Annotated in this window: 23 protein-coding genes; 12 read left to right on the forward strand and 11 right to left on the reverse strand. The window is 68.5% G+C overall.

Going from position 1 to position 20,751, the window contains the following annotated elements; translation table 11 throughout:
• Positions 1-167: 167 nt before the first annotated feature.
• The 3 genes from AC3WR5_RS29115 to AC3WR5_RS29125 are packed head-to-tail and all read left to right on the forward strand — an operon-like array spanning position 168 to position 3,874.
• Positions 168-1,667 (forward strand): PAS domain S-box protein, encoded by a 1,500-nt coding sequence (locus tag AC3WR5_RS29115; protein WP_492489035.1) that lies wholly within the window; start codon positions 168-170, stop codon positions 1,665-1,667.
• A gap of 2 nt (positions 1,668-1,669) precedes the next feature.
• Positions 1,670-2,062: a response regulator gene (locus tag AC3WR5_RS29120; RefSeq protein ID WP_141286400.1), complete on the forward strand. Its 393-nt coding sequence runs from the start codon at positions 1,670-1,672 to the stop codon at positions 2,060-2,062.
• 15 nt (positions 2,063-2,077) lie between these two features.
• A complete protein-coding gene (locus tag AC3WR5_RS29125; RefSeq protein ID WP_492489037.1) occupies positions 2,078-3,874 on the forward strand; it encodes an ATP-binding protein in 1,797 nt (598 codons plus the stop codon).
• Positions 3,875-3,887: 13 nt separating this feature from the next.
• Here AC3WR5_RS29125 and flgF read toward each other — a convergent pair whose 3' ends face one another.
• The 6 genes from flgF to flgB form a co-directional block, all read right to left on the reverse strand.
• On the reverse strand, positions 3,888-4,619 hold the full coding sequence (flgF, locus tag AC3WR5_RS29130; RefSeq protein WP_141286396.1) for a flagellar basal-body rod protein FlgF: 732 nt from the start codon (positions 4,617-4,619) through the stop codon (positions 3,888-3,890).
• Between the two features lie 19 nt (positions 4,620-4,638).
• The gene (flgE, locus tag AC3WR5_RS29135; protein ID WP_141286394.1) at positions 4,639-5,901 is read right to left on the reverse strand and encodes a flagellar hook protein FlgE; all 1,263 of its coding nucleotides are present in this window, start codon (positions 5,899-5,901) and stop codon (positions 4,639-4,641) included.
• Positions 5,902-5,979: 78 nt separating this feature from the next.
• A complete protein-coding gene (locus tag AC3WR5_RS29140) occupies positions 5,980-6,633 on the reverse strand; it encodes a flagellar hook assembly protein FlgD (protein WP_141286392.1) in 654 nt (217 codons plus the stop codon).
• 43 nt (positions 6,634-6,676) lie between these two features.
• Positions 6,677-7,126: a flagellar basal body rod protein FlgC gene (flgC, locus tag AC3WR5_RS29145; RefSeq protein WP_141286390.1), complete on the reverse strand. Its 450-nt coding sequence runs from the start codon at positions 7,124-7,126 to the stop codon at positions 6,677-6,679.
• On the reverse strand, positions 7,123-7,251 hold the full coding sequence (locus AC3WR5_RS29150; RefSeq protein WP_259374078.1) for a hypothetical protein: 129 nt from the start codon (positions 7,249-7,251) through the stop codon (positions 7,123-7,125). Before AC3WR5_RS29150 ends, flgC begins: the two co-directional genes overlap by 4 nt.
• 28 nt (positions 7,252-7,279) lie before the next feature.
• A complete protein-coding gene (gene flgB, locus AC3WR5_RS29155; RefSeq protein WP_141286388.1) occupies positions 7,280-7,693 on the reverse strand; it encodes a flagellar basal body rod protein FlgB in 414 nt (137 codons plus the stop codon).
• 184 nt (positions 7,694-7,877) lie between these two features.
• On the opposite strand from flgB, the gene flgA reads away from it, so the two are divergent.
• The 9 genes from flgA to AC3WR5_RS29200 all read left to right on the forward strand — a co-directional run bounded on the left by flgA (position 7,878) and on the right by AC3WR5_RS29200 (position 14,423).
• Positions 7,878-8,786 (forward strand): flagellar basal body P-ring formation chaperone FlgA, encoded by a 909-nt coding sequence (gene flgA / locus AC3WR5_RS29160; RefSeq protein WP_492489039.1) that lies wholly within the window; start codon positions 7,878-7,880, stop codon positions 8,784-8,786.
• Between the two features lie 112 nt (positions 8,787-8,898).
• The gene (gene flgM / locus AC3WR5_RS29165; protein WP_141289757.1) at positions 8,899-9,198 is read left to right on the forward strand and encodes a flagellar biosynthesis anti-sigma factor FlgM; all 300 of its coding nucleotides are present in this window, start codon (positions 8,899-8,901) and stop codon (positions 9,196-9,198) included.
• A 146-nt stretch (positions 9,199-9,344) separates the two neighbouring features.
• Positions 9,345-9,731 (forward strand): hypothetical protein, encoded by a 387-nt coding sequence (locus AC3WR5_RS29170; protein ID WP_492489040.1) that lies wholly within the window; start codon positions 9,345-9,347, stop codon positions 9,729-9,731.
• 120 nt (positions 9,732-9,851) lie between these two features.
• Entirely contained in the window at positions 9,852-11,312 is a 1,461-nt protein-coding gene (locus tag AC3WR5_RS29175; protein WP_492489042.1) for a M20/M25/M40 family metallo-hydrolase, read from the forward strand.
• Positions 11,313-11,432: 120 nt separating this feature from the next.
• Positions 11,433-11,705: a type II toxin-antitoxin system Phd/YefM family antitoxin gene (locus AC3WR5_RS29180; protein WP_141291180.1), complete on the forward strand. Its 273-nt coding sequence runs from the start codon at positions 11,433-11,435 to the stop codon at positions 11,703-11,705.
• A gap of 2 nt (positions 11,706-11,707) precedes the next feature.
• Positions 11,708-12,118, forward strand: coding sequence for a type II toxin-antitoxin system VapC family toxin (locus AC3WR5_RS29185; RefSeq protein WP_141291182.1), 411 nt, complete (start codon positions 11,708-11,710; stop codon positions 12,116-12,118).
• A gap of 152 nt (positions 12,119-12,270) precedes the next feature.
• The gene (locus tag AC3WR5_RS29190) at positions 12,271-12,909 is read left to right on the forward strand and encodes a YceI family protein (RefSeq protein ID WP_492489045.1); all 639 of its coding nucleotides are present in this window, start codon (positions 12,271-12,273) and stop codon (positions 12,907-12,909) included.
• A gap of 143 nt (positions 12,910-13,052) precedes the next feature.
• Positions 13,053-14,003, forward strand: coding sequence for a winged helix-turn-helix domain-containing protein (locus tag AC3WR5_RS29195; RefSeq protein WP_492489047.1), 951 nt, complete (start codon positions 13,053-13,055; stop codon positions 14,001-14,003).
• Positions 14,004-14,102: 99 nt separating this feature from the next.
• Entirely contained in the window at positions 14,103-14,423 is a 321-nt protein-coding gene (locus AC3WR5_RS29200; protein WP_492489049.1) for a hypothetical protein, read from the forward strand.
• A gap of 67 nt (positions 14,424-14,490) precedes the next feature.
• On the opposite strand, the gene AC3WR5_RS29205 is transcribed toward AC3WR5_RS29200, so the two are convergent.
• The 5 genes from AC3WR5_RS29205 to AC3WR5_RS29225 form a co-directional block, all read right to left on the reverse strand.
• Positions 14,491-15,894, reverse strand: coding sequence for a multicopper oxidase family protein (locus tag AC3WR5_RS29205; RefSeq protein WP_492489050.1), 1,404 nt, complete (start codon positions 15,892-15,894; stop codon positions 14,491-14,493).
• Positions 15,895-15,905: 11 nt separating this feature from the next.
• Entirely contained in the window at positions 15,906-17,294 is a 1,389-nt protein-coding gene (locus tag AC3WR5_RS29210; protein ID WP_492489052.1) for a TolC family protein, read from the reverse strand.
• Between the two features lie 115 nt (positions 17,295-17,409).
• Positions 17,410-17,814, reverse strand: coding sequence for a hypothetical protein (locus AC3WR5_RS29215; RefSeq protein WP_492489054.1), 405 nt, complete (start codon positions 17,812-17,814; stop codon positions 17,410-17,412).
• A 63-nt stretch (positions 17,815-17,877) separates the two neighbouring features.
• A complete protein-coding gene (gene cueR / locus AC3WR5_RS29220) occupies positions 17,878-18,339 on the reverse strand; it encodes a Cu(I)-responsive transcriptional regulator (RefSeq protein ID WP_492489056.1) in 462 nt (153 codons plus the stop codon).
• A gap of 22 nt (positions 18,340-18,361) precedes the next feature.
• On the reverse strand, positions 18,362-20,587 hold the full coding sequence (locus tag AC3WR5_RS29225; protein WP_492489057.1) for a heavy metal translocating P-type ATPase: 2,226 nt from the start codon (positions 20,585-20,587) through the stop codon (positions 18,362-18,364).
• Positions 20,588-20,751 lie beyond the last annotated feature (164 nt).

Raw genomic sequence — 20,751 nt, forward strand, 5'->3', positions numbered from 1 at the left:
GAGGGCGCCTAGCGCCGGAAAAGCCAGCCTAAGCGCCGACATTCCTCGCCAGCCAGCGGCCAGCCTTGCCGGGCCGCATCCTCAGCCTGAAGGATGTAACGCAGCCGATCCAGGCCGTCGCCCTCCTCAGAACTGATCAGAATCGGGCAATCAACAGGAGGAGCGGCTTGCCCATCCCCGAAGACGAACTGCTCAGGCTGATGCTGGGCCATGCGCCGGACGCACTGATCCTGATCCGGCCAGACGGCGAAGTGCTGCGCTGGGCCCAGGGAGCCGAGGCCATTTATGGCCACACTTCGGCTGAGGTCTGCGGCCAGCGCTTCGAGGCCTTCATGGTGCCGCCAGACCTTCATGCAGACCATGCGGGTCACCTGGCCAGTGTGCTGGCGACAGGCGCAGGTGCCTGGGAATCGGTGCGCCAGCGCCGCAACGGCTCGCTGCTGTATGTGGACGTGTCGGCACGCAGGCTGTTGGACGGCGAGGGCCAGCCGCTGATCGTCGCGGCGGAGAAGGATGTCACGGCCCTGCGGGTCCAGCGCGATGCGCAGCTGATGGAAGAGCGCTATCGCGAACTGCTTGACTCGACCCCCGACGGCATCGTGATGGCCAACCCCACCGGCCACATTGTCATTGCCAACACCCAGGCCGAACAGCTGTTCGGCTACGCGCCCGGCGAGCTGCGGGGCCGGGTGGTGGACGAACTGCTGCCGCCGCGCTACCGGCAGGCACATGTGGGCCATCGGTCCAACTATTTCCTCCAGCCGCGCAAACGCTCGATGGGCTCGGGCCTGGACTTGGCCGGCCTGCGCAAGGATGGCAGCGAGTTCCCCGTCGAGATCAGCCTGAGCCCACTTCGCGCGGAGGGCCACACCTACGTGATGAGCGCGATCCGCAACATCAGCGAACGCAAACGCTTCGAGCAGGCGCTGCAGGAAAAGAACCAGGAGCTCGCGCTGGCCAACCAGGCCAAGGACCGTTTCCTGGCCGGCATGAGCCATGAGCTGCGCACGCCGCTGAACGCCATCATCGGCTTCACCGGCACGCTGCTGATGAAGCTGCCCGGCCCATTGAATGAAGAACAGGAACAGCAGCTGCGCACCGTGCAGGCCGGCGGCCGGCATTTGCTGGCCTTGATCAACGACTTGCTGGACGTGGCCAAGATCGAGGCCGGCAAGGTGCAGCTTCACTTTGAGCCGGTGGACTGCAGCGCCTTGCTGCGGGAGATCGAGGCGACGCTGGCACCCCAAGCCCGTGCCAAGGGCCTGGACTTCTCGCTGCACCTGCCCGGCAAAGCCGTGGTGCTGGAAAGTGACAGCCGCGCCCTGAAGCAGATCGTGCTGAACCTGGTGGGCAATGCCATCAAGTTCACCGAACACGGCAGCGTGCAGCTGACGCTGACGCCCGGACGCAACCTGTCTGCGGGCGATGGCGGCGCCTGGGTGGAGATCCGGGTCGACGACAGCGGCATCGGCATCGCACCAGCAGACCAGGCCAAGCTGTTTGGCGCTTTCGCCCGCGTCAACCAGAGCCGGCCGGGCGCGCCCGAAGGTACCGGCCTGGGTTTACACCTGAGCCAACGGCTTGCCGAAGTGCTGGGAGGGCGTATCGTGGTGCAAAGCGAAAGTGATCGCGGCAGCAGTTTTTCCTTGCTGTTGCCGGAAGCGTGAAGATGCCTGCAACCCTCCTGGTCATCGAAGACAACCCCGCCAACATGGAGTTGGTGCGCTACCTGCTCACGCACCGCGGCCACACGGTGCTGATGGCAGTCAACGGCCAGGAAGGTCTGGCGGTTGCTCGGTCAACCCTGCCGGCGCTGATCGTCTGCGACCTGCAGATGCCGGTGCTCGACGGCTACCAGACGCTGGCGGCCTTGCGTGCCGATCCGCACACGGCGGCCATTCCGGTGGTGGCTGTCACGGCTTTCTCGATGCCCAATGACCGCGAACGCGTCCTCACCGCCGGCTTCGATGGCTACCTGTCCAAGCCCATCGAACCGGAGCTGTTTGTCGGCCAGATCGAGGCCTACCTGCCCGCCGCGCTGCGCGGCCCCGCAGCGGGCTGACCGACGCACACGCTCATGGCCCTCGTGCTCGTTGTCGATGACCAGGCGCCCAACCGGGCGCTGGTCGTGACCCTGCTGCGCTACGCCGGTCACCGCTCGCTGGAGGCGGCCGACGGCCAGCTCGCGCTGGCACTGGTGCGCGAACACGCGCCCGAGCTGGTGATCTGTGACCTGCTGATGCCGACGATGGACGGCTACGAGTTCGTGCGCCAGTTGCGGCTGGAACCCGCCATTGCTGCCACGCACATCATCTTCTACACCGCCACCTTCATGGAAAGGGAGGCGCGCGCCCTGGCCGATGCCTGTGGTGTGAACCACGTCCTGGTGAAGCCTTGCGAGCCGGAAGAGATCCTGCGTGTGGTGGCCGAAGCCCTGTCCTCTCATCAGACGCCGGCGATCGCCCTGGACGCGGAAAGCTTCGACCGCGAGCACCTGCGTGTGCTCACCAACAAGCTCGCATTGAAGGTCGAGGAGCTGGAGCACACCAACCACCGGATGTCGGCACTGACCGACCTGAGCCTGCAGCTGGCCTCGGAGCGAGATCCCTACGAGCTGCTCAACAAGGTCTGCCGTGGCGCACGCGGGCTCACCGGTGCCCGGCGCTCCGTGCTGGCGGCCAGGTACAAGAACGGGACCACCACGACCCACCTGGCCACATGGGGCCTGACACAGGACGAAACGACGCAGCTCAGGGCACAGCTGGACCTTGGCGCAGGGCTGCCAGGTCAGGTGATGGAAGACGGCCGGTCCCGGCGCTTCTCCTTCGAGGACGGCCAGACCCAGCTGCCACCCGGTTTTCCGCCCTGGCAGCACGGTTTGCTGGCACCCATTGTCTCGCTGCACCACAGCTATGGCTGGATCCTGCTGCTCGACAAGCTCGGCGATGGCGAGTTCAGCGCGCAGGACCTGGACCTGCTGGCGATTCACGCGGCCCAGGCCGGCCGCATCTACGAAAACGGCAGCCTCTACAAGCGGGTGCAGCACACGGCCGAACAGCTGGAGCTGGAAGTCGTCGAGCGCAAGGCCGCCGCCGCAAAACTGCGCATTGCCAACGAGACGCTGGAACTGCGCGTGCAGGAGCGCACCGCGCAATTGCACGAGATCATCGATGGCCTCGAAAGCTTCACCCGCAGCGTGTCGCACGACCTGCGCGGGCCCTTGGGCGGCATTGCCGGCGCGGCCAGGCTGGCACGCGGCTTTGTCGCGCAGCAGCGCCACGACAAGGTCGACCAATTCCTGGAGGTGATTGCGGATCAGGCCGAGCAGACCGGCAGGATGGTGGAGTCGCTGCTGACCCTGGCGCGCTCCAGCGACGTGCAACTGCGTCGCCAGACCGTGGATGCCGGGCCCGTGGTGCAGACGGCGCTGGGCTTGCTGCAACTGCCGGGTGCGCTGCCGCTGCCGGTCTGCATCGAAGCCTTGCCGCAGATCGACGCCGACCCCGATCTGGCGCAGCAGGTGTTCTTCAACCTGATCGGCAACGCCCTGAAGTTCGCCAGCGCTTCGGCTCAGCCTGCATCGGTGGTGATCGGCGTGGTCGGCGAGCAGCAGCCGCCCGTGCTCTTCGTGCGGGACAACGGGGTGGGATTCGATCCCAGCCAGGCAGACCGGCTGTTCAAGCCCTTCCACCGGCTGCACGGCGCGCAGTTCGCGGGCTCGGGTGTCGGCCTGTCCATCGTCAAGCGCATCGTCGACCGGCACGGCGGCCGGGTGTGGGCCGAAAGCATGCCCGGACAGGGCGCGACCTTCTACGTCAGCTTCGGCCCGCAGGCTGTTGGCGCCAATGCCGGCGAGCTGCCGGCAGGCGGCTGAGCACGGCCTGCCATCAGCTGCTGCTCAGCAGCCGCGAGGCGGCCTGGTCCTGCTTCTCGGAGGTCTGCAGCAGCTTCATCTGGTGTTCGAACTGGCGGGCGGCCGAGATCATCGCCACCATGGTCTCGACAGGGCTGACGTTCGAGCCTTCGAGCGAGCCGCTTTGCACCCTGGCGTTCGGATCGGCCTCCAGGTCACCGGTGGCGGCGCGGAACAGGCCGTCTTCGCCGCGCGTGAGCAGGTTGCCGGCCTCGGGCGTCACCAGCTTGAGCTTGCCCACCGCCTGCGGCTTGCCGCCGGGCACGGTGGCCGAAATCGTGCCGTCGTCGCCGATCTGCACCTCGGCATTCGTCGGCACCGTGACAGGCCCGCCGTCGCCCATGACCTGCAGGCCATTGCGCGTGACCAGCAGGCCCTCGCTGTTGACTTCCAGCGCGCCGGCTCGCGTGTAGGCCTCGGTGCCGTCCAGCCCCTGCACGGCCATCCAGGACTGGCCTTTCATCGCCACGTCCAGGTTGCGGCCGGTGACTTCCAGCGGCCCCGCGTCGCCCTTGTAGCCGATGGTGGTTTCGAGCGCATAGGCGCGCGTGGACGCGCCATCGCCGCGCACCGGCACCGAGCGGAACGCCGCCATCTGCTCGCGAAAGCCGGTGGTGTTGACGTTCGCCAGGTTGTGGCTGATCACCTCCTGGCGCTGCATCGCCGCCTTCGCGCCGGACATCGACAGGTAGATCATGCGGTCCATGGCGGGTTCCTAAGTCAGGTTAGCGGAGGTTGACCAGCGTCTGCAGCACCTGGTCCATCGTCTTGATGGTCTGTGCGTTGGCCTGGTAGTTGCGCTGCGCGGTGATCATGCCGACCAGCTCACCGGTCAGGTCCACGTTGGACTCTTCCAGCGCACCCGCCTGCAGCGAGCCGATGTTGCCCACGCCAGGCGTGCCGACCACCGGGTCACCCGAGGCATAGGTGCGCTGCCAGCCATTGCCGCCCATGGGCTGCAGGCCCTGCATGTTGCGGAAGGTCGCCAGCTCGACCTGACCCGCCGGCTTGGACTGGCCGTTCGAGTAGCGCGCCATGATGATGCCGCTGTCGTCGATCGCGATGGACGACAGGGAACCCGGGGCGTAGCCGTCCTGCGCCAGGTTGGTCACCGCGAAGTCGGAGCCATACTGGGTCGAGCCCTTGAAGCTCAGGTCGATGCCCGTGATCGGCAGCGTCTGCGAGCCAGCCGAATTCTGCGAGGCGGGAATGTCGAAGGTGACGCCGGTGGGCGTGGCCGAGGAGCCGTCGGACTGGAAGTCCAGCTCGGTCAGCGGCTGCGGGTCGGTGCTGCTGCCACCGACCGAGGTGCCGTTGGCGGTCACGTAGACGTTCCACTTGTCGGTGTCGGTCTTCTGGTAGTAGTAGGTCAGCGCCACGGGCTGGCCCTTGGCGTCGTAGGTCGTCAGCGAGGTCGCCTTGTTGTAGGTCGTGGCATCGGTGAAGTTGATGCGGGGCGACACGCCGCTGCCCGGATCGGTGGTGGCCAGGCGCGAGTCCAGGTTGAACTCCATGTCGATCGACGTGGTGGCCTGGGGGCTGATGCCGGCGGTGGGCAGCTGCAGCGGCACCGCCAGGCCAGGCTGGATGGTGCCGGTGTTGTCGGCCTGATAGCCCATCAGCTTCAGGCCCTGGTTGTTGACGATGTTGCCGGTGGAGTCGACCTTGAACTGGCCGTTGCGCGAGTAGGTAACCGGGCTGTGGCCATCGGTCAGCTGGAAGAAGCCGCCGCCGTTGATCGCCACGTCCATCGGGTTTTCAGTGGCCGTGATGTTGCCCTGGGTGAACTGCTGCGACACCGAAGCCAGCTGCACGCCAATGCCGACATTGTTGGTGCCGGCGCCGTTCAGCGCGCTGGCATACATGTCGGCAAACTCGGCGCGCGAGGACTTGGCGCCGTAGGTGTTCGCGTTGGCAATGTTGTTGCCGATCACGTCCAGGCTCTTGGACATGACGTTCAGGCCGGAGAGGCCTTGCTGGAAGCTCATGGATTGCTCCTGGGGCTGGAAGAGGAAAGCGGAAAGACGGGGCGGAGACGGGGGAAGGCGACCTGTGCCGGCCGGCGATCAGAGGAAGGCCCAGACGGCGTCATAGGCCACCCGGTCGCCATTGGAGAGTTCCAGCGCCATCGTGTTGTTGAAGGTGCTGACGGCGGTGATCTTGTCGGTTTGCAGCGGCATCGAATCGACCGCGGCGCCCTTGGCGGTGGCGGTGACCTTGAAGGTCAGCGCATTGCCCTGGCGTTCGGTCGGAATGTCCCAGTTGAAGTCGTGGCGGCCGGCTTCGAGGTTCTTCATCGTGACCGTGTCCAGCGTGGTGCCGTCGGCCGTCTGGATCTCGACCTTGACTTCGTCCGAGGCGCTGCTGATCTCGAAGCCGCCGCTGCCCTTGCCTGCGGCCTGGGTCAGCGTGTTGCCTTCGTAAGCCACCTCGTGGCCCACCAGCGCTGCGCCCTGCATGGTCTGCATCTGCAGGAACTGCGTGTTCAGGCCGCCGACCGTGGTGTTGAGCGTTTCCAGGCCGGTGACGGTGCTGATCTGCGCCATCTGGCTGGTGACCTGCGCGTTGTCCAAAGGGTTCAGCGGATCCTGGTTCTGCATCTGCGTGACCAGCAGCTTCAGGAAGCGGTCCGAAGCCTCGCTGCTGGAGGTGCTGTTCAGCCCGGCGGTGGTGCCGGTCTTGTTCGTGCTGTTGGTGCCAGTGGCGGAATCGACGGCCATGAGGGCCTCCTATGAAATCAGGTGGGCGGGGACGGCGGGGGACTCAGCCCTGGCCCATTTGCAGCGTCTTGAGCAGCAGGCTCTTGGCCGTGTTCATGACTTCGATGTTGTTCTGGTACGAACGCGAGGACGAGATCATGTTGACCATCTCTTCCACCGGGTTCACGTTGCTGTAGGTGACATAGCCCTGCGCATCGGCCTGCGGGTGCGAGGGGTCGTGGATCTTGCGGCCGGCGGTCTGGTCTTCCTGGATGTTGGAGACCCGCACGCCGGCGCTGGCGGTCAGGCCGTCATCGCTCTGGCGGCCGGCCGAGACATTGCCGGCAGCGTCCATCAGCACCGTCTGGAACACGACCTGGCGCGCCTTGTAGGGCTGGCCATCCGGGCCGGCGACGGTGTCGACGTTGGCCAGGTTGGAGGCCACCACGTTCAGCCGCTGGCTTTGCGCGCTGACCGCGCTGCCCGAGATGTCGAACACCTTGAACATGCTCATTTGGCAGCTCCTTGCGGCTTGGTGGGAACAGGAGAGACCGGGCTGCGCGGCGCAGGTGCCATCGGCCAGTCGCCGGACACGGGACGCTGCGGCGGCGAGGCGGGTTGCAAAGTCCAGTGGCTCATCTCGGGGCTCCTTCAGTCAGGCCGGGCATCAGCCCTGGCTCGGGCTCTTCATTGCGTCGGACAAGGCCTTGATCTGGCCATTCAGAAACCTCAATGTGGCCTCGTACTTGACCGAGTTCTCGGCGAAGCTGGCGCGCTCGCGGTCCATGTCGACCGAGTTGCCGTCCAGGTTGGTCTGCGAGGCGAGTGCGTATTTCAGGCCGGTCTCGCTGGTGGCGCCGGCCGCGGGCTGGATGTGGCCGGCCTGGGTCGCCGCCATGCGGCCATTCACCGCGGCGCTGCCGGTGGCTTCGCGCAGGGCTTGCGAGAAGTCCATTTCGCGGGCCGTGTAGCCAGGGGTGTCGGCATTGGCGATGTTGCTGGCAATCAGGCGCTGGCGTTCGGCCCGCAGGGACAGGGCCTGGGACTGGAAGTCCATGCTGTCGGTCAAGCGGTTGATCATGCGAACGTCCTTCAGAAGTTGCCGGGTGAGCCGATAAGCAGGCATGGCTTGCGGCGTGGAGCGATTGTGAAAGTGCGCGCCGCCCTCTGAAGGCGCGAAATGGCGGCCACCGGCCCCGCATTTCGGACCGTCCGACAGCGCCTGGCTGCCTACAGTGCAAAACCTGACGCTCCAGGAAACTGCCATGCCAGCCCGAACCCCCGCCCTGCCCCGTACCGCCCGCCGCGCGCTGATGCAGCCGCTGCTGTGCGCTGCGCTGGCCGCGGCCTGGGCCGGCGTGTCGGCTGAAGAGATCGTCATCAACCCCGGCCTGGTGCAGACCTTGCCGCCGAACACCCGCATCATCAAACCGGCCGCCGCCCCCGCGTCCGCCCCCACAACCGCCGCTGCTGCTTCGGCAGCGCCTGCGCCGGTGAGCGCCGCGGCGCCACCGCCGCCGCAGGACGGCGCCCTGGCGTCCCTGGGCGGCGAGCTGAGCGGCCGCATCCAGCAGCTGGCGCACGACAGCGCAGTGCTGGGCAGCGGCAACAAGAACACCCGCGTGGAGATCGAGGTCGGCGCGCTGGACCCTCGGCTGCGCCTGGCGCCTTGCCAGAAGATAGAACCCTATCTGCCGCCTGGCCTGCCGACCTGGGGCCGCACCCGCATCGGCCTGAAATGCGTGCAGGGCAGCAAGGCCTGGAACGTCAGCCTGCCGCTGACGGTGCACGTCTGGCGGCCCGCGATGGTGCTGCGCGACGCCCTGCCCGCCGGCACCGTGCTGCTGGCCAGCCACCTGATGGAAGCCGAGGTCGACCTGGCCGCCGGCACCGGCATGCCGGTTGCCGAAGCCAATGGCCTGGTGGGCCGCTCGCTGCAGCGCGGCATGGCCGCCGGCAGCGCGCTGCGACCGCCAGACCTCAAGGCACGCCAGTGGTTCGCCGCTGGCGAGACGGTGAAGGTGGTGGCCGGCGGTGCCGGTTGGGCCATTGCCACCGAAGCCCAGGCCATGAACCCGGGCATAGAGGGCCAGACCATTCGCGTGCGCACCGAGGCCGGCAAGGTCTTGATGGGCCGCGCGGTGGCCGACCGATTGGTCGAAGTGGCCTTGTGAAAACCCGCTTTTCTCGATTCGAAATGGCTAAAGTCCCGCCAAAGTGTTCCGATACAGCACCCAAGTGCACCGGATCCCTGGAGTTTCCCCGGGCCAGCAGGAGAGCAACATCATGAAGATCGGTTCCCCCGACAGCCAGCCTGGCATCAGCCAGCTGGTCAACGACCGCAAGGCCGCTGGCACCGACAAAAAATCGGGCAGCGCCGCAGCGGAACCTGTGAGTGCCGAAGTGGCCATCTCGTCCACCGCCAGCGAGCTGCGCAACGCCCCGACCGACGCGACCTTCGACACCGAGAAGGTCCAGCGCATGGCGCAAGCCATCCGCGACGGCAAGTTCGAGGTCAACGCCGGCAAGATCGCCGACAAGCTGATCAGCAACGCGCAGGAACTGCTGGGTCGCCAGCCTTCCTGAGGCCGCGCCAGCGCTGAACTTGCCCGGCCTGGTGCGCGGCTCCGCCGCCCCCCAGGGCCTGAACTCGCCCAGCTCCTGCCTGTTTCCGCCGTAAGCCCGCATCGGCCCAGCGCATCCGCGCGGGCCGAGGCTCACCTGCACCCCCGATGCGCCCCAATCTCGCCCCCACCTCCGCGCCCCGCGACCTGGAAGCCACCCTGGCCGAAGTCGAAGCCCAGCTGTCGGCCCTGGGCAACGCCCTGAAGCTGCAGAACGCCCCCGCCGCCGAAGAGGCCGCTGCCGCGCTGCACCGGGCGCTGGCCCAGGCCGTCTCCCGCTTTGGCAATGCCGAGCGCAGCGGCGGCGTGCCGCCCGCGCTGCGCCGCCGCCTGGTGCGCACCAGTGGCCAGGTGGCCGCCCAGCGCGACGCCGTGGCCCGCGCCACCACCGCACTGGACCGCGCGATCGACGTGCTGCTGCCCTCCGAAGCGCCCGCTTCGTCGGTCTACGGCCAGAGCGGCGCAGGACGCACCAGCGGGCTGGCCCAGGCCTGACGCACCGCCTGCCACTGCCATTCCAAAAGCCCGCCTTGGCGGGCTTTGTCGTTTGCGGCGCCGAAGTCCGCAGCTTGAGTAAGCTCCAGCCTTCGTCCAAGAACGCCAGGAACCTCTCGCATGCGCCAGCCGGCCCCGCCTTTCTGTCCCTCCTTCAAGTTCATCGCCGCTTCGTTGCTGGTGCTCGCCAGCCAGCTCGGCCAAGCGCAGACCGCCGCCCCGGCGCCCGAGGTTGACCTGGCCACGCTGGTGCGCATTCGCGACGCCGCACTGCAAAGCGACTTCGCCTGGCAGCGCCTGGCCAATCTGGCCGACAAGATCGGCCCGCGGCTGGCTGGCTCACCCGGTGCCGAGGCCGCAGCAGCCCAGGTCGGCGCCGCGATGGCGGCCGCCGGTCTCACGGTGACGCAGCAACCCGTCAAGGTGCCGCACTGGGAGCGCGGCGAAGAGCGCGCCGAGCTGGTGGACTACGCCGGCCGCCCGGCCGGCATCACCCAGCGCCTGGTGCTGACCACGCTGGGCGGCTCGGCCGCGACGCCAGCCACTGGCCTCACCGCGCCGGTGCTGCTGGTGCACGGCATGGACGAGCTGGCCGCCCGCGCGGCCGAGGTGCCGGGCAAGATCGTGCTGATCAGCGTGCCGTTCGACCAGCACCTGGCCGACAACGGCCTGGCGGGCGCCGCCTACGGCCAGGCCGGCGAACCGCGCTTCCGCGGGCCTTCGGTGGCGGCCAAACTGGGCGCTGCCGCGGTGCTGGTGCGCTCGGTCGGCGCGGCCAACTACCGCCTGCCGCACACCGGCGCCACCGGCTTTGCGCCCGGCGTGCAGCCCTTGCCTGCCGCCGCGCTGAGCGCCGAAGACGCGATGCTGATCGAGCGCCTGGCCGCCGAAGGCCCGGTGACGATGAAGCTGGTGCTCACGCCGCGCACGCTGCCCGACGCCGATGGCCACAACGTGCTGGCCGACCTGCCCGGCCGCGAGCATCCGGACGAGGTCGTCATCGTCTCCGGCCACCTGGACAGCTGGGACCTGGGCACCGGCGCGATGGACGACGGCATGGGCGTGGCCGCGGCGATGGGCGCGGTGCAGGTGCTGAAGTCGCTGGGCCTCTCGCCGCGCCGCACGGTGCGCATGGTCGCCTGGGCCAACGAGGAAAACGGCGCCCGCGGCGGCAAGGCCTATTTCGAGTCGGTCAAGGGCAAGCTGCCCACGCAGGTCGCGGCCATCGAAAGCGACTTCGGCCTGGGCGACCCGCTGGGCTTCTTCGGCGCCATCAGCGAAGCCGAGCTGAAGCGACTTGCGCCGGTGGCCCAGGTGTTGCGCAGCATCGGCGCCGGCGTGATGACGACCCGTGCCGGCGAAGCCGGCACCGACATCGAACCGCTGCAGCAAGCCGGCGTGCCCGGCTTCGCGCCACTGGTCGACACCCGCCACTACTTCGACTACCACCACACCGCCGCCGACACGCTGGACAAGGTCGACCCGCAAGCCCTGCGCAAACAGGTCGCGCTGCTGGCGGTGCTGAGCTATGCCCTGGCGGAGATGAAAACGCCGCTGGCGCGCGTGCCGGCAGGGCATTGAGCCAAACCTTGCCGTCCAACCGGCGGCAATGCGCGCCCCTTGCATGCCATGGGTTTACGCTCTGGCGGACGAATGTCATAACATACCGACATTCCGCAAACCTCCTGCAGGAGTCAACCCATGCCCAAACCGATCACGACGATCCCGGCGCGCCAGTTCGCACGCGATCTGGCCGGCGCCAAGCGGGCGGCCGACATGGGCCCAGTGCTGATCACCGACCGCGGCCATCCTGCGTACGCGTTGCTGCGCATAGATGACTTCTACGCGCTTGGCGGCGAGCGTCAGCCCAGTCGCAGCCTGCTGGCGCTCATGGACGGGCTGCCAGAGACGGGCGGGATTGACTTCGAGCCTCCGCGCCTGATCGACCAGCCTGTGGCGGCCGATCTGGACTGAACATGTTCCTGCTCGACACGAACGTCGTCTCCGAGCTGCGAACGGGCAAGAAGCAACCCTCGGCCACAGTGCGCAGTTGGGCGGCGCAATTGCCGGCAGAGCAGTTCTATCTGTCGGCCGTCGTGCTGCTGGAGTTGTGGCTGGGTTACGAGCTCAAGGCGCGCACCGACGCGGCCCAGGCAGCCGGTCTCAAGGCATGGATTGAGGGGCTGGAAGCTGCCTATGACGGTCGAACGCTGCCCTTCACAGCGCGCGGCGCGCGACTGTGCGCGCCTCTGCACGTCCCCAATCCGCGCGCTTGGCGCGACTCCGTGATCGCAGCCACTGCGCTGGAGCACGGCATGACGCTCGTCACCCGCAACGTGCGGGACTTTGCCGGAACCGGCGTGCGACTCATCGATCCATTCGTTTGATGCATGGAGCAGCCGCTGACGCGAACGCTCGCCAGCGGGCGGCGCAGCATCGGTTTCAGCCCGAATCAGGACTTTTCAGGGCGGTTTCAGGACGACTTCGGGCCCCGCTGGCTACAAAGCGGGCCGTTGTCATCCACCGAACCGAGGAGTCCATGTCCGCTTTCAAAACCGCCCGCCGGGCCGCACTGGCGGCTGCGCTGGTCCTGTCGGCCGCCGCGGCGCCCTGCGCGCCCGTCACCTACACCATCGTCAGCAAGCTCTCCCGCGTCAGCTTTTCGCTGGAGCACCAGGGCTTCATCCAGCTCTTCGGCACGCTGCGCATGGCGCCAGGAAGCTTCAGCTTCGATGACGAGGACTGGAAGAACTCGTCGATTGCCGTGAGCATGCCAACCCGCTCGCTGGACATGGGCGACGCGACCTGGAACCAGCAGATCCGCGGCGACGATGCCTGGGCGAAGCTGTTCAAGAGTCCCACTGTCAGCTTCCGCAGCACCAAGCTCGAACGAAGTGACGCCACGCACGGCACGCTGGCCGGCGAGCTGACGCTGGCCGGCGTCACCAAGCCAGTGCTGCTGCAATTGCGCTTCAACAAGCTGGGTGTCAACCAGATCACCAAGTTCGCCTCGGTCGGCTTTTCCGCCACCACCACGATCAAACGCTCCGACTACGGCCTGAACGCCTACTCGGACCTGGTGGGCGACGAACTTGCGGTGCAGATCCAGATCGAGGCGGCCGCCGGGGCAGACGGCGACGCGCGCAACAAGAACGCGGCCAACGGCGTGAAGCGCTGAAAGGCCACGCCATGTGCGCAGCCGCCGCACGCGGCCGGCGGCTGCGGCGCGGCTGGGCCAGAGGTGGTGGCGTTCCGCTGCGTGCCGGCATGCGTAAGATGCCGGCCACGCCGCGCGCCACCCCGCGGCGACCCAGGGAGCACATGGACACACAAGGGCACACCGCCACGCCCACCGCATTCCGCCTCGGCGACTGGCAGGTCGACCCCGCCACCGACCGCCTCTGGCGCGGCGGCGAGGCCACGCCGCTGGACAGTCGGGCAATGGCCATGCTGGCGCACCTGGCCAGCCGCCCTGGCGAAGTCGTCAGCATCGACGAACTGCTCTCGGCCGCCTGGGCCGACGTCGTCGTTTCGCAGGACTCCGTCTACCAGGCCATCACCACGCTGCGTCGCGCTTTGGGCGACAGCACCCGCGAGCCCAGTTACATCGCCACGGTGCCGCGCCGCGGCTACCGCCTGATCGCGGCGGTGGGCCCCGTCGAGCCGGCACCGCAGGCCGTCGCCGCAGCCGAGCCCGCACCGGCCGGACCGCCCGCCGCGCTGCCCAGCCCTGCACCAGCCGCACGACCGGGCCGCAAGCGCGCCCACCTCGTTGGCGCCCTGGCCGTCCTGCTGCTGGCACTCACGTTGGGCCTGGCCTGGTGGGCCCTATGGCGCGGCGCGCCCGGCACCTCGGTCGCCGTGATGCCCTTCCTGGACCTCACCAACGCGATGGACGAAGAGCCCTTCGCCGACGGCATGACCGAACAGTTGATCGAAAGCCTGGCCCACCTGCCCGGCGTGCGCGTGCCCTCCCGCACCTCGACCTTCTTCTACAAGGACAAGCAAGCCACCATCCCCGAGATCGCCCACGCACTGAACGTGGCCTACGTGCTCGAAGGCAGCGTGCGCAAATCCGGCCAGACCCTGCGCGTCACCGCCCGCCTCGTCCGCGCCAGCGACGCCACCCAACTCTGGTCCGAGACCTACGACCGCCAGGCAACCGACGCGCTGGCGATTCAGGATGACATTGCGGCGAAGGTGGGGCGAGCGTTGGCGGTGGCCTGGGGCGGACATGACTTGACGCTTCGTACCACCGGTGCCGCCAACTGATCGGATTGCGCGTTCACTGGGCACCCACTCATGAAACTACCGCATTTCTCCCCACACGCATGCGCAGCAGCCAGCTTCGCAGCGGCAGCTGCCATTCCCATGGGCACCTGGCTGATTCTTTTCCTAGTTGGTCGCCCGTCCGAGCGGTCTCTCGTGAATTCACTGTCAGCGGATCTGGGCTACTTCTTGTCGGCTGACAACCCAAATGAGGGCTGGTTCATCGGTTGGGCTGCACTGCCAGTTGCATTGCTTCTTCTCGCAATCGCCTGCGCTCGATTGAAGGCCCAACCCTGGGTTTCCGCAAGTCGCCTCATGGGCGCAGGCATTGCGATGTGCATGATCTCGCTGTGGCTCTGGCCGGCAGTGCTGGTGCCTTGTGCTGTTGGAGTGTTCTTCATCAATCGGGCCCGCGGGCAATAGCATCGCTGCCGCGCGCCTCTCCGAAATATGGCATCGCAGTCCGTATCACCGAAGAGACGCAGGGCACTCAATGCCCCTCGTGCCCGCCGTGCCCCTCATGCCCCATCGGCTTGCGCGCCTCCGGCGTGTTGGCCTCCGCCTGCGGCGCTGCGCCACGGACCGGCGTTGGCAACTCACCTGTGTATTCCTTCGCCAAAGTGCCCGCCGGATGCTTGAACCAGCCGGGGTCGCTGTAGTCGCCGGGCTTCTGGTCGTCGCGAACCTTGAGAACGCTGAACATGCCGCCCATGCCGATGGCGCCGAAGGGGCCTTGGCCGGTCATCATGGGCAGGGTGTTGTCGGGCAGCGGCATTTCCATTTCGGTCATCTCGTGCATGCCCTTGTCGCCCATCTGCATGTAGTCGGGCAGCAGGCGGATGATCTTTTCGGTGGCGGCGCGCTGGTCCACGCCGATCATCGTGGGCACGTCGTGGCCCATCGCGTTCATCGTGTGGTGGGACTTGTGGCAGTGCAGTGACCAGTCGCCGGCCACGGCGTTGAACTCCAGCGCGCGCATCTGGCCGACGGCCACATCGGTCGTCACTTCCGGCCAGCGGGCCGCGGGTGGCACCCAGCCGCCGTCGGTGCCGGTGACCTCGAAGCGGTGGCCGTGCAGGTGCATCGGGTGGTTGGTCATCGTCAGGTTGCCGACGCGGATGCGCACGCGGTCGCCGGTGCGGGCGACCAGCGGGTCGATGCCCGGGAAGACGCGGCTGTTCCAGGTCCAGAGGTTGAAGTCCAGCATGGTGTTGACACTGGGCGTGGCAGCGCCGGGCTGGATGTCGTAGGCGGCGAGCAGGAAGGCGAAATCGCGGTCCACGCGGTGCTGGCGCGGGTCTTTCGGGTGCACGATGATGAGGCCCATCATGCCCATGGCCATCTGCAGCATTTCGTCTGCATGCGGGTGGTACATGTAGGTACCTGAATGGTTCAGCACGAATTCGTAGACGAAGGTCTTGCCGGGGGCGACGGCCGGTTGCGTGAGACCCGTCACGCCGTCCATGCCCGAAGGGATGATCAGGCCGTGCCAGTGCGTGCTGGTGGGCTCGGGCAGGCGGTTGGTGACGAAGATGCGCACGCGGTCGCCTTCGACGGCCTCGATGGTGGGGCCAGGGCTGGTGCCGTTGTAGCCCCAGAGCCTGGCCTTCATGCCGGGTGCGAATTCGCGCACCACCGGCTCGGCCACCAGGTGGAATTCCTTGACGTTGCCCTTCATGCGCCAGGGCAAGGACCAGCCGTTGAGCGTGACCACCGGGTTGAACGGCCGGCCGGAGGGCGGCAGCGGCGGCGGCTGGGTGGCGGCAGAGGGTGCCTCGGTGGCTTCGGGGACTGCAGCCACGGCGGCGCGGCTGACGGCTGCGGCGCCCACGGCGGTGGCGCCCACGGCGGTGGCGCCGGCGGCGCGCAGGAAATGTCGGCGGGAAGAAGTCATGGGGATTGCTTTCACTGGCCGGGCTGCGGCAGCGGGCCGGCCAGGGCTTGTTGCAGGTCGGCGTCGGCGAGCCAGAAGTCGCGCAGCGCTTCGGTGTAGCCGGTGACGCTGGTGATCTGTTCGCGTGCGTCGGCCAGCAGTTCGAAGACGCTGAGCAGCATGCCGTTGTAGCGAAGCTGGTTCTCGTCGGCGATGCGCTGCTGCAGCGGCAGCACTTCATCGCGGTAGTGGCGCGCCAGCGCGTGAGCCGTGAGGTAAGCCGAGCTGGACTCGCGCACTTCGGAGCGGGCATTCACCGCCACCTCGGCCGCGTGGTGCACGGCCTGGCCGTACTGCAGCTCGGCCTGCACCGCAGCCGGGCTGCCACCGGCGCCGAAGTCGAACAGCGGCAGCGTGAGTTCCAGCTCGAAGCCGCGCCGCGTGGCCTCGCCGGTCTGGCCGTGGCGGGCCAGCGTGAGGTTCGGGTCCAGCAGGTTGACGAAGCCGGTGCGCTGGGTGAGGCCCAGCTGGCGCGCCGTGGCTTCGGCGCTGCGGCGAGCCTGCAGCACGTCCAGGCGCCGGTCCATCGCGGCCTGCTCGGCTTGCACCAGCGCAGCCGGCTGGGCTGGCAAGTCGGGCAGGCGCTCGGGCAGTTGCAGCTTGCCAAGTTCTTCGCTGGACAGGCCCAGTGCCTTCACCAGCTGTTCACGCTCGGCGACCGCGCGGTGCTGGGCGCGCAGCAGCTGCGCGGTGGCATCCGCATCGAAGGCCTGCTGGCGCATCTGCGCGAGCTTGTTGAAGTTGCCGGCCTGCTGCATGCGGGTGGCCAGCTCGCGCGAGGCTTCGGCAGCCAACTTGACCTGCTGGGCGTAGGCGACCAAGGCCTGCGCAGCCACCGCGTTGAAGAACGCGCGCCGGGCCTGGGTGGCCACGGCCACGGCGTCGCTCGCCGCTTGCAGCTTGGCCTGCTCGAAGTGCTGCTGGCCGAGTTCGCTGGCCAGCGGCAGCGTCAACAGGCCCAGCAGGTTGAACAGCACCGCGCTGTCGATCTCGGTCACGCCGCCGCCGCTCATGCGGCCGTAGCGCAGCGCGGGGTTGGCCAGGCGGCCGGCCTGCACGCGCTCAGCCTCGGCGAGGCCCAGCTCGGCAAAGCGGGCCTGCAGGCCGCGGTTGTGCAGCAGCGCCAGCTCGACTGCGGCCTCAGCGCTGAGCGGCTGTTGCAACAGTTCGGTGACTCGGGTTTGCGCGGCGGCTTCGTCGGCCGGCGTGCGCTGCCAGCGCGGCACCTGGCCGCTGCGGGCCTGGGTCAGCTGGGCAACGTCGCCGAAGCCGCCGTCTGGTGAAAACGAGGTACAGCCACCGAGCACGGCCAGCGCGGCCAGCGCCGCGGTGCTGCGAACGGGGAAAAAAGATATGAACATGGATGCAGTGCGCAAGGCGCCGGCAAGCCCGCAGGCCGCCAGCCAGCACCCGCGACCAGCGCGGGCGAGCTTCACCCGTCAAAACGAAACGGATGCCATCGGCCCGAAGGCCGCTTCAGCAGACCGGTCTGGGCGGCCGCTCTTGCCCGCCCGAGACGAAGCTCGGCGCGGGCGCCAGCAGGTGCGGGTAGCGCACGGTGGCCAGCGCCTGCGCCACTGGCAACAGCGGCTCGGTGGCCGGCAGCGGCGTCATCGCGCAGAAGTCGCAGCAGGTGTTGCACTTGGCGAGCTCGCCAGAGGCCTGTGCGTGATGCGCCTGCCCGGTCTGTGCCTCATGCGCCTGCATGTGCGCATGGTCATGCATGGTCATGCCCGCAGGCGCAGCCGACAGCTGCAGCTGCGCTGCCTGGCCGCCCGGGCACAGCATGGCCGCTGCCACCGCGCCGCGCAGGGGCAGCAGCGCAGCCAGCAGCAGCAGCAGGCAAAGTCGGAACAGGCCGTAGAAGCGAAGCGTCTTCACGCCCGCAGTATCAGGCCTTTCCGGGTGGGGAGGTCAAGCCCCTGGCCACGGGAATCGGGGCATTCATGCAGATGCCTTGCCCGGCCTCAAACCGCTGCGCGGACCGTGCGCCACGGCCACCGGCTCGCCCTGGGCCAGGTTGTCGAGGATGGGGCAGTCCGGCCGGTCGTCGCCGTGGCAGCAGTGCACCAGGTGCTGCAGCGTGGACTTCATGGCCTGCAGTTCCTGCAGCTTCTGATCGAGCTCCTGCAAATGTGCCTCGGCCAGGGCCTTGACCTGGCGGCTGGGCCGGCGGCGGTTCTGCCACAGGCCCAGCAGCTCGCGGATCTGCTCGATGGAGAAGCCCAGGTCACGCGACTGGCGCACGAAGCGCAGCGTGGCGATGTCCTTCTCGCTGTACTGCCGGTAGCCGGCCTCGGTGCGGCTGGCCTCGGGGAACAGGCCCACGCTTTCGTAGTGGCGGATCATCTTGGCCGAGACGCCGGAGGCCTTGGCGGCCTCGCCGATGTTCATGGGTGCGGACATGCGCGCTCCTGGGTTCGCGGGTTCATTCGGGAAGCTCATCGGCGGCGCCGCGCCAGCGCCGCAGCAGCAGCGCATTGCTGACCACGCTGACGCTGCTGAAGGCCATGGCCGCGCCGGCAATCACCGGGCTGAGCAGGCCGGCCGCGGCCAGCGGAATGCCCAGCACGTTGTAGGCAAAGGCCCAGAACAGGCCCTGACGGATCTTGGCGTAGGTGCGGCGCGAAACGTCGATGGCGTCTGCCACCAGCCGGGTGTCGCCACGCATCAGCGTGATGCCGGCGGCTTCCATCGCCACGTCGGTGCCGGTGCCCATGGCCATGCCCACGTCGGCCGCGGCCAGCGCGGGGGCGTCGTTGATGCCGTCGCCGACCATCGCCACACGCTCGCCAGCCGCACGCAGGGCTTCGATGACGGCGGCCTTGTCGCCCGGCAGCACCTCGGCGCGCACGTCAGAAATGCCCAGCGCCTGCGCCACGGCCTGCGCGCTGCCGGCGTTGTCGCCTGTCAGCAGCAAGGTCTTCAGGCCCAGCGCATGCAGGCGCTGCACGGCCTGCCTGGCCTCGGGCTTGAGCGTGTCGCCAAAGGCCAGCAGCCCGAGCAAACGCGAGCCGCCTGCCGGTTCCTGGGCCATCAGCCAGGACAGCGTGCGGCCGTCCTGGGTGAGTTGTGCCGCCTCGGCGGAAAGCGCGCCAGGCACCAGGCCACGCTCCTGCAACAGCCGGCTGCTGCCCAGCGCCAGCAGCTGGCCTTCGACGGTGGCTTCCAGCCCTCGGCCAGGCAGCGCGCGGGCGGCTTGCGCGGCGGGCAAGGACTTCGGCGCAGCGTCCAGCACGGCGCGAGCCAGCGGGTGGTCGCTGGTCAGCTGCAGCGCGGCGGCCAGGCGCAGCAGTTCGTCGCGCGAGCCGCCCGGCACGGGCAGGGCGGCCACCAGCGTGGGCCTGCTGGCGGTGAGCGTGCCGGTCTTGTCGAAGACCACGGTGGTGACGCCATGCGCCACTTCCAGCGCCTCGGCGTCCTTGATCAGGATGCCCTGGCGCGCCGCTACCCCGGTGCCGGCCATGATGGCCGTGGGCGTGGCCAGGCCCAGCGCGCAGGGGCAGGCAATGACCAGCACCGCCACTGCGTTGATCAGCGCACGCTCCCAGTCACCGGTGGCGCCGGCCCAGCCCAGCAGCGTGAGCAAGGCAATGCCCAGCACCACCGGCACGAAGACGGCGCTGACCTGGTCGACGATGCGCTGGATCGGCGCCTTGGCGGCCTGGGCCGACTCGACCATGCGGATGATGCGGGCCAGCGTGGTTTCGGCGCCCACGGCTTGCGTGAGCACCAGCAGCAGGCCTTCGCCGTTGATCGCCCCGCCGGTCACATGCTCGCCCACGCCCTTGGCCACCGGCAGGCTCTCGCCGGTCAGCAGCGATTCGTCCAGGTGGCTGTGGCCTTCGGTGACCTTGCCGTCCACCGGCACCCGCTCGCCCGGCTTCACGACCACCAGGTCACCCACGAGCACCTGCGCCACCGGCAGCGACAGTTCCTGCCCGCCGCGGCGCACGCGGGCCGTGCTCGGGCGCAGCGCATTCAGCGCGCGGATCGCATCGGCCGTCTGCCGCTTGGCGCGCGCTTCCAGCCACTTGCCCAGCAGCACCAGCGTGATGACGGCCGCCGAGGACTCGAAGTACAGGTGCGCCATGCCGTGGCCGCCGTGGCGAGCCAGTTCATAGACCGACAGCCCGTAGGCCGCCGAGGTGCCCAGCGCCACCAGCAGGTCCATGTTGCCGGCCCCCGCCCGCAGCGCCTTCCAGCCGGCACGGTAGAAGCGCGCGCCCAGGCCGAACTGCACGGGCGTGGCCAGCGCCAGCTGCCAGGCGCCGCCCAGCATCCAGTGCAGGCCGAACAGTTCCAGCAGCATGGGCGTGACCAGCGGCAGCGTCAGCAGCGCGCCGACCGCCACCGGCCACCAACTGGGCCAGGCAGACGCAGCCGGCAAAGGCGCGGGCGTCTCCGGCACCACGCTGGCACCGTAGCCCGCCTTCTCCACCGCAGCCGCCAGCGCCGCCACCGGCACGCTGGGCAAGGCCTGCACCGAGGCCCGCTCGGTCGCCAGGTTCACCGAAGCCGACGCCACGCCCGGCACCTTCAGCAAGGCCTTCTCGACCCGCGCCACGCAGGAGGCGCAGCTCATGCCCGTCACGTCGAGCTGGACCAACCCCTGGGGCAGGGCCTTGGCGGGCGAGACGGTGGCGGTGGTCATTCAGTGGCTCCGGGGAGAAAATGGATCATGCACAGGTCAGGCAGTTGGTGTCGATTCTCAGGATTCCAACCGTGGCAAGGTCAAGCGACCCTCTATTGACCCAGAAGGGTCTTGCGCATCTCAGGCTTGACCTTGCCACTGCCGGAAGCTTCAAAGTTGGCGCA

It is taken from the genome of Ideonella sp. FW305-24 (assembly GCF_058788035.1).

Bases quoted from the DNA above. Each gene is read 5' to 3' on its own strand.
- AC3WR5_RS29195 (WP_492489047.1), top strand. From the start codon at position 13,053: ATGGACACACAAGGGCACACCGCCACGCCCACCGCATTCCGCCTCGGC.
- AC3WR5_RS29190 (WP_492489045.1), top strand. From the start codon at position 12,271: ATGTCCGCTTTCAAAACCGCCCGCCGGGCCGCACTGGCGGCTGCGCTG.
- flgC (WP_141286390.1), bottom strand. From the start codon at position 7,126: ATGAGCATGTTCAAGGTGTTCGACATCTCGGGCAGCGCGGTCAGCGCG.
- AC3WR5_RS29205 (WP_492489050.1), bottom strand. From the start codon at position 15,894: ATGACTTCTTCCCGCCGACATTTCCTGCGCGCCGCCGGCGCCACCGCC.
- AC3WR5_RS29225 (WP_492489057.1), bottom strand. From the start codon at position 20,587: ATGACCACCGCCACCGTCTCGCCCGCCAAGGCCCTGCCCCAGGGGTTG.
- AC3WR5_RS29170 (WP_492489040.1), top strand. From the start codon at position 9,345: ATGCGCCCCAATCTCGCCCCCACCTCCGCGCCCCGCGACCTGGAAGCC.
- AC3WR5_RS29185 (WP_141291182.1), top strand. From the start codon at position 11,708: ATGTTCCTGCTCGACACGAACGTCGTCTCCGAGCTGCGAACGGGCAAG.
- cueR (WP_492489056.1), bottom strand. From the start codon at position 18,339: ATGTCCGCACCCATGAACATCGGCGAGGCCGCCAAGGCCTCCGGCGTC.
- AC3WR5_RS29180 (WP_141291180.1), top strand. From the start codon at position 11,433: ATGCCCAAACCGATCACGACGATCCCGGCGCGCCAGTTCGCACGCGAT.
- AC3WR5_RS29210 (WP_492489052.1), bottom strand. From the start codon at position 17,294: ATGTTCATATCTTTTTTCCCCGTTCGCAGCACCGCGGCGCTGGCCGCG.
- AC3WR5_RS29120 (WP_141286400.1), top strand. From the start codon at position 1,670: ATGCCTGCAACCCTCCTGGTCATCGAAGACAACCCCGCCAACATGGAG.
- AC3WR5_RS29175 (WP_492489042.1), top strand. From the start codon at position 9,852: ATGCGCCAGCCGGCCCCGCCTTTCTGTCCCTCCTTCAAGTTCATCGCC.
- flgM (WP_141289757.1), top strand. From the start codon at position 8,899: ATGAAGATCGGTTCCCCCGACAGCCAGCCTGGCATCAGCCAGCTGGTC.
- flgB (WP_141286388.1), bottom strand. From the start codon at position 7,693: ATGATCAACCGCTTGACCGACAGCATGGACTTCCAGTCCCAGGCCCTG.
- AC3WR5_RS29150 (WP_259374078.1), bottom strand. From the start codon at position 7,251: ATGAGCCACTGGACTTTGCAACCCGCCTCGCCGCCGCAGCGTCCCGTG.
- flgA (WP_492489039.1), top strand. From the start codon at position 7,878: ATGCCAGCCCGAACCCCCGCCCTGCCCCGTACCGCCCGCCGCGCGCTG.
- flgF (WP_141286396.1), bottom strand. From the start codon at position 4,619: ATGGACCGCATGATCTACCTGTCGATGTCCGGCGCGAAGGCGGCGATG.
- AC3WR5_RS29140 (WP_141286392.1), bottom strand. From the start codon at position 6,633: ATGGCCGTCGATTCCGCCACTGGCACCAACAGCACGAACAAGACCGGC.
- AC3WR5_RS29125 (WP_492489037.1), top strand. From the start codon at position 2,078: ATGGCCCTCGTGCTCGTTGTCGATGACCAGGCGCCCAACCGGGCGCTG.
- flgE (WP_141286394.1), bottom strand. From the start codon at position 5,901: ATGAGCTTCCAGCAAGGCCTCTCCGGCCTGAACGTCATGTCCAAGAGC.
- AC3WR5_RS29200 (WP_492489049.1), top strand. From the start codon at position 14,103: ATGGGCACCTGGCTGATTCTTTTCCTAGTTGGTCGCCCGTCCGAGCGG.